Source organism: Kitasatospora sp. NPDC058048, from assembly GCF_042885555.1.
In the GTDB taxonomy this organism is placed as follows: domain Bacteria; phylum Actinomycetota; class Actinomycetes; order Streptomycetales; family Streptomycetaceae; genus Kitasatospora; species Kitasatospora lactacystinica.
Window position 1 is genome coordinate 294,328 of the sequence record NZ_JBHVRT010000007.1, and the last position, 3,231, is coordinate 297,558.

Here is a 3,231-nt window from a genome sequence, read left to right on the forward strand (position 1 = left end):
GGTGCGGTGTTTCCGGTCGAACCGGGCTGCTGTCCCGGGTGGTTGGTTCCCGGGGCCGGCGGCTCTGCTGTGTTCGGGTGGCTGGGTGCCGTCCGTGGTGCGGTGTTTCCGGTCGAACCGGGCTGCTGCCCTGGGTGGTTGGTTCCCGGGGCCGGCGGCTCTGCTGTGTTCGGGCGGTTGGGTGCCTGTCGTGCCGGGTGGCTGGGTGCTGCCCGGTGCGGTCGGTGGGGTGGGTCGGTTGTCCGGCCGGGGTGGGGTGTTCGGTCGGCCGTTGTTGTGGGTGGCCGGGGTGGTGTCCGTGATGGGGTGTGCCGGCCGGTCCGGGTGGTGGTGGCGGGTGGTTGGTGCCGTTCGGGCGGCGGCCCGGGCCGCGGGCCGTGGTGTTTGTGGTTGCGGGTGGCCGGGTGCTGACCGGGGGCGGGTGGTTGCGTGCGGGTGCGGTGTGTTGTGGGTCAGGTAAGCGTGTGTCTCGCAAGCGGTGCGCAAGGCAGTGGGGGCCGGGTGGGTTGCGGGCCGGTTGCGTGGGAGCGGGTTTCATGCGGTTTCGGCAAGACGCACGGCTTCCGGGGTTCGTCCCCGGGGGGTGCTTCGGTTCCCGGCCGGCGTGTTGTGCGCCGGTGCGGGGGTTGTGGGCGCTGTCGCCGTTGTGTTCCCGGTGTTGTCGGTGCCGGCTGTCCCGCCTGCCCGTCCCGCCCGCCTGCCTGTCCGTCCCGCCTGTTCGCCCGTCCGTCCGCTCGTCCGCTCGTCCGCTCGTCCGTCCGTCCCGTCTGTTCGTTCGCTTGTCCCGCTTGTCCGTGTGTTGTGTTCGTGTCTGTCGGCCGGCCTGTTGTCGGTGTTCCTGATCGTTCCTGCCCCCCGGTTCTTCGGTTCTTCGGTTGTGTGTGGTGTGTTCCCGGGGGCCGGGGGCCGGGGGCCGGGGGTGCGGGGAGTGCCGGGGCCGGGGGTGCGGGGGCGGGCGGGGCCCGTGGCGGGCGGCGGCGCGGGCGGCGGGTGCGGGCCGGGGGTGGTGGTGGTGTGTCGGCGGTGTTTTCTGTCCTGCTTCTTTCGATGCGTAGACGGCGTCCACCGTGTGGTGGGCGTGGAGAGGAACGATCACTGATGTCTCAGATCCCCACGATCGAGGACCTGGCCCAGCAGCTCCAGGCGGTCTCCGGTGCCCAGGAGATCGACGCGGACGCGGCGTTGCAGCACATCGCGGACGTCGACTCGCTGGACCTGATGGAGTGGCTGTACGGCTTCCAGAACCAGTACCCGCACATCCCGGCGGACGAGTCGCTGTTCGCGGACATCGACGACACCACGACGCTGCGCGTGGTCCACGAGCGGATCCTGGCGCTCGTGCCGGCCGCCGGTAACTGAGTCCGGGCGAGCGGCGGACCGGGAGAGGGAGAGGGGTCGCGTGGTGAGCGGTTTCGACGTCACCGGCTGGGGGATGTCGGTTCCCGAACGGGTGGTGACCAGTGCCGAACTCGCGCAGCGTTTCGGTGTGGACGAGCACTGGATCGTCTCGCGGTGCGGGATCCGTGAACGCAGGGCCGTGGGCCGGGGGCAGACCACGGCGTCGATGGCCGTGGAGGCCGGGCGCCGGGCGCTGGAACGCGCGGGGCTGACGGGTGCGGACATCGCGCATCTGATCGTGGCGACGGCGACGCCGGAGCAGCCCTCGCCGGCGACGTCGGCGTTCGTCCACGACGAGCTCGCGATCGCGGGCAGCGCGCACGACGTGAACTCCGAGTGCGCCGGGTTCGTGTACGCGCTGGTGACGGCGGCGGGCCTGCTGCGGATGGATCCGCGTCCGATCCTGGTGATCGGCTCGGACACGCACACGCTGACCGCGAACCCCGCCGACCGGGACCTGTCGATCCTGGTGGGCGACGGCGCGGGGGCGGTGGTCCTGCGGCCGGGCGCGGTGGACCGGATCCGGGCGTGGAACCTGGGCGCGGACGGCTCGTGCAAGGACAGCCTGAAGGTCCTGGCGGGGGGTTCGCGGATGCCGACCACCGCGGACACCGTCGCCCGGGGCCTGCATTACGCGCAGATCAACGGCAACGAGATCTACCTGAACGCGGTGCGCTACACGGTGCGCACGATCCGCGAGACGCTGGAGCAGGCGAAGATCACGCCGGAGCAGGTCGACCACGTGGTGCCGCACCAGGCGAACATCCGGATCATCAACTCGGTGCTCTCCCACACCGGTATCCCGGCCGACCGGCTGGTGACGAACCTGGAGCGCTACGGCAACACCGCGTCGGGGTCGATCCCGATCGCGTTGGCGGAGGCGCTGGACGCGGGGCGGATCAAGGACGGTGACACGGTGCTGCTGGCCGGGTTCGGCGCGGGCATGACGTGGGGTTCGGTCCTGCTGACGTGGGGAGGGGTGGCGCGGTGAGCGGCAGGGACGTCTTCGGTGTGCGGCCGCCGTCGCCGGTGGCGCTGGTCACCGGTGCCTCCGGGGGGCTGGGCAGTGAGCTGGCGCTGGCGCTGGACGCGGCGGGCTGCCGGGTCGCGGTGCACTACAACAGCTCGCGCGAGGGCGCGGAGAAGGTCGCAGCCCGGCTCGTCAACGAGCACGTGCTGGTCACCGGCTCGGTCGCGGACTGGGACGCGGTCGGCGCGATGTACGAGGAGATCAGGGCGGCGCTGGGGCCGGTGGACGTGCTCGTCAACAACGGGGCGATCCGCAAGGACGCGCTGATGGCGATGCAGGATCCGGCGCAGTGGCGGCAGGTGATCGACACCAATCTCGTCGGCTCCTTCCACACCGCGCGCGCGTGCGTGCCGGCGATGCTGCGGGCGCGCTGGGGGCGGGTGGTCAACATTGTCTCCCCGTCGGCGCTGATCGCCACCGCCGGGCAGACCGCCTACTCGGCGTCCAAGGCCGGGCTGATCGGGCTGACCCGTACCCTCGCGGCGGAGTGCGGGCGCAGGGGGGTGACCGTCAACGCGCTGTCACCCGGCTTCATGATCACCGGGATGACGGACACCCTGCCCGAGCACGTCGTGGCGGGCATGCGCGAGAAGGTCCCGGTGCCGCGGTTCGTCACCCCGCGCGAGGTCGCCCGCTCGATCACCCTGTTCCTCGACCAGGACTGCATGACCGGTCAGGTCATCAGCATCGACTCCGGGGCCTCCATCACCTGAACACCACCCGGGGGGCGGGCGGCCGCCGGCCACCCGCCCCCGGCCGCCGCCCGCCGGCCGCCCCGGGCCTGTGCCACCCCGTGTCCGGGG

3 protein-coding genes are annotated in these 3,231 nt (G+C 72.1%); all 3 read left to right on the forward strand.

Annotated elements, in window-relative coordinates; genetic code table 11:
- The first annotated feature begins 1,098 nt into the window (after window positions 1-1,098).
- Genes ACFVVA_RS10475 through ACFVVA_RS10485 form a run of 3 tightly spaced genes read left to right on the forward strand, consistent with a single transcriptional unit; the run spans window position 1,099 to window position 3,141 of the window.
- The gene (locus ACFVVA_RS10475; protein ID WP_224279085.1) at window positions 1,099-1,359 is read left to right on the forward strand and encodes a hypothetical protein; all 261 of its coding nucleotides are present in this window, start codon (window positions 1,099-1,101) and stop codon (window positions 1,357-1,359) included.
- Between the two features lie 43 nt (window positions 1,360-1,402).
- Entirely contained in the window at window positions 1,403-2,389 is a 987-nt protein-coding gene (locus tag ACFVVA_RS10480; RefSeq protein ID WP_387687835.1) for a 3-oxoacyl-ACP synthase III family protein, read from the forward strand.
- Window positions 2,386-3,141, forward strand: coding sequence for an SDR family NAD(P)-dependent oxidoreductase (locus ACFVVA_RS10485; protein WP_387687838.1), 756 nt, complete (start codon window positions 2,386-2,388; stop codon window positions 3,139-3,141). Before ACFVVA_RS10480 ends, ACFVVA_RS10485 begins: the two co-directional genes overlap by 4 nt.
- Window positions 3,142-3,231: the final 90 nt, after the last annotated feature.